Annotated in this window: 3 protein-coding genes and 1 pseudogene; 2 read left to right on the top strand and 2 right to left on the bottom strand. The window is 48.2% G+C overall.

All coding sequences use genetic code 11. The features are described from left to right. Positions 1–206: pseudogene (locus Q0231_RS00790) on the top strand (ornithine cyclodeaminase family protein); the annotation flags it as partial. 17 nt (positions 207–223) lie between these two features. Here the strand turns inward: Q0231_RS00790 and Q0231_RS00795 are convergent. Both Q0231_RS00795 and Q0231_RS00800 read right to left on the bottom strand, forming a co-directional pair. Then, entirely contained in the window at positions 224–829 is a 606-nt protein-coding gene (locus Q0231_RS00795; protein ID WP_269394263.1) for a PAS domain-containing protein, read from the bottom strand. Continuing rightward, a complete protein-coding gene (locus Q0231_RS00800; protein ID WP_299343781.1) occupies positions 829–1944 on the bottom strand; it encodes an aminotransferase class I/II-fold pyridoxal phosphate-dependent enzyme in 1116 nt (371 codons plus the stop codon). The genes Q0231_RS00795 and Q0231_RS00800 overlap by 1 nt, the downstream gene beginning before the upstream one ends. Before the next feature lie 117 nt (positions 1945–2061). Between Q0231_RS00800 and Q0231_RS00805 the strand changes: the two genes are divergently transcribed. Continuing rightward, a partial coding sequence (locus Q0231_RS00805) for a pyridoxal-phosphate dependent enzyme (RefSeq protein ID WP_299343784.1) occupies positions 2062–2858 on the top strand: 797 nt, incomplete at its 3' end.

The following is a 2858-nucleotide window of genomic DNA, read 5'->3' on the forward strand; positions in this document are numbered from 1 at the left end:
AATGCCTTGATCAGGGTGAGTTCGCCAATGCAAATGCCGCTGGTTTGATTTCTCAGAACGACTGCGTAGAACTTGGCAATGTGCTGGCCAACAAAAAGTTGGGCCGTCAAACAAACGATCAGATTACGATCGCGGATCTAACTGGGCTTGCGAGCCAAGACATCGCGGCGGCGCGCACCGCGTTGGAAGCGGATGGGGTGGTCTAAAAGAACACTACAACGAACTAGGTCTCTTTCAGATAATTGTATATTGTGGCGCGTCCCAATCCGATCACTCGTGCCACATAGTTAACTGAGTGCTTTGCGGCAAAGGCTTTCTTTTCGTTCAAATCTAGCACCAGCTGTTTCTTCTGCTCGCGGGTCAAACGATCGACGCTTGAGTTTTGTGTGGCCGCCCACTGGCTGATGAAAACATTTATTTGTTCATGCCAGTCTTCGTTGAATAGGTTCGCCGGTTTTGCTTTGGATTCTTGCACACTCATCAGGCTGGACAAAACCTGTCTAGCTTGGTCGAATTGCGATAGATCCATATTGATGCACACAAGGGCAGATGCGCGTCCCTCGCTGCTGCGCATGACCAGACTGATTGATTTGATGCGCCGCCCATTCCAGTTGAGCTTTTCATATGGCCCGATAACATTCTCATCGGGCGAAAAGTCAATTTCTTTCAGATTTGACGGGTCACCAATCGCGCGCTTAGAGAAGTTGTTGGCAATATATTGAATTGTTTCTGATCCAACATCATGCACAATCACTTCTGCATTTGGCGCTAGCAATGCAGCAATGGCGTCAGCAAAATTTCGCGCGTTTTCTACGGTGGTTTCGTCCATCAGTCATTTAGCCCGCGAGTGAATTCATGCAATTGCGCAAGCCCTGCTTTTAAGTGATCAGACGGTGCGCCGACACCAATTCTTATATACCCGTCCATGCCATAGCAATCACCTGGCAAAAGCATGATGGAGCGCTCGGTACGCATCCTGTGCACGAGGTCCGTTGAATTGATGTTCATCGAATAGCGCACAAATGCCATACCGCCGGCCTGTGGCAACTGACACGAATAATTTTCACTATTCTGCTTAATCCATTCATCAAGCGTGGCAACATTTTGGTTCAAAATTGTGCGGCTCCGCTCCAATATTTCAGACCGCTTTTGCGGTTGAACTACTATGTTTGCCGCAAATTCGCTGACTGAACTGGTTGTAATTGAGGTGTAGTCTTTGCAGTGCCAAGCGCGATCAATGACGTCTTTGGGCCCCGCAAGCCAACCAACCCGCAAGCCGGGTAGGGCCATTGCTTTGGAAAGACCATTGGTTGCAATGCCCTTTTCATATAGATCCGCAATGCTTGGACCTTCGTTGCCGTCCAGCTCAGAGCCTTTGTAGACCTCGTCTGCATGCACATAAATCCCCTGCGCGCGCGCCAAATCAACAATCTGTTCCAATGTTTCTTGCGGCAGAACACTGCCGGTTGGGTTGTTCGGCGAGCAATATGAAATCATTTTGGTGTTCGGCGTAATGGCATCCTTCAACTCGTCCAAATCGGGCAACCAGCCAAGTTCCTCGCGCAACGGCACTTCAACGACTTTGACATTTAACGCCTTTGCCCAGCCCCAAATCTGCAAATAGTTCGGCACAATAACAACCAGTTCATCACCAGGGTTCAGCATACCCATCACCAGAACAAAGTTGGCCTCCGCTGAGCCATTGGTGACAATCACATTGTCGGCATTTTTGTCTTTGTACAATTTGGAGATCGATTGGCGCAATTCAACGCCGCCATTGGTCCATCCATACCCCAGCTCAACATCCAGCAGTTGATTAATTTGCTCGGCATCGAGCAATTCGCGCAAGGTATAGGGGTGAACGCCGCTATCAGATAAATTGTAGTCGACAGTGTTTTCGTAAAGCGATTGTATACGCTCGATTGAAAATTCAACGATGTCCATCATGTCCTCCAAGTTGAACGCAATATAACGTTGATCTATTGAGATGAAAAGTCTAAAATAGACAAAACGTACAAATTGTCGACTTTGGTCGCCACGAGAAGAGAAACGAGCATTGTCATGATTAATGAGTGTTACATATCTGCAGCCAACTCAGTGAAAGCACGTGCGCGAATTGCGCAGCACATTTATGTGACCCCTTGCTTGCCATCCAAGGCGATTGGGAATGACTTGGATTGTCAGCTGTTTTTTAAAGCCGAAAACTTCCAGCACACCGGCTCTTTCAAACTGCGCGGCGCACTGAGCAAGTTGACAACATTGAATGCTGAGCAAAGCGTGGTTACGGCAAGTTCTGGCAATCACGGCATTGCTTCGTCATTTGCGGCATCCATTCTTGGCCACAATTTGACGGTTTATCTACCCACCAATGTTTCACCAAAAAAGCTAGAAAGAATTAGATCGTTTGGCGTCCAAATTGTCCAAGAGGGAGACAATTCCGGCCATTCAGAAGTGATCGCACGTGCGGCCGCTGCCCAGGATGAAAACCTGATCTACGTTTCACCATACAATGATGTGGATATCTTTGCGGGCCAGGGTACAATTGGGTTGGAGCTCCTCGAGCAGGTTCCAAACGTCGACAACGTCTTTATATCCTTAGGCGGTGGTGGCCTTGTTAGTGGTATTGGTTCTGTGTTGAAGGCCTTTGGCGACAATATCAACATTGTTGGTGTTTCGGCCAAAAACTCCGCAGCACTTGATGCGGCAATTCGACATGGCAATGTCATTGACGTTGAACATTTTGATACGTTAGCCGATGGCGTTGCTGGGGCCATGGATGAAGGAAGTTTGACACTTCCAATCGCGAGCGAAGTCATTGATGACTTGATTATCTGCGATGAGGCAGAAATCGCAAACAG

The organism is uncultured Maritalea sp., assembly GCF_937139385.1.
GTDB classification, from domain to species: Bacteria; Pseudomonadota; Alphaproteobacteria; order Rhizobiales; family Devosiaceae; genus Maritalea; species Maritalea porphyrae_A.